The sequence below is a fragment of the Pseudomonas sp. dw_612 genome, assembly GCF_018449725.1.
Classification (GTDB): domain Bacteria; phylum Pseudomonadota; class Gammaproteobacteria; order Pseudomonadales; family Pseudomonadaceae; genus Aquipseudomonas.
Map to the genome: position 1 here is coordinate 1 of NZ_JAAVVC010000077.1, position 299 is coordinate 299.

Genomic DNA, 299 nt, shown 5'->3' on the forward strand with positions numbered 1-299 from the left:
CAGCGAAACCAGTACCCTGGCGACGGAAATCGATACCGTGATCTCTTCGGTCAACCGCACCCTGGGTGACAACCTGGAAAACCTCGTGCTCACTGGCACCGCCGACCTCAACGGTAACGGCAACGTTCTGAATAACGTCCTGACCGGCAACGTCGGCAACAATATCCTCGATGGCCGTGCCGGCGCCGACACCATGATCGGCGGCGCAGGCAACGACACCTACTTCGTCGACAACGTCGCCGATGTGGTAATTGAAACGGATACTTCTGCGACCCAAATCGACAGCGTCATCTCTTCCC

1 protein-coding gene is annotated in these 299 nt (G+C 57.9%); it reads left to right on the forward strand.

Going from position 1 to position 299, the window contains the following annotated elements; genetic code table 11:
• A partial coding sequence (locus HB680_RS32550) for a hypothetical protein (RefSeq protein ID WP_276572275.1) occupies positions 1–299 on the forward strand: 299 nt, incomplete at both ends.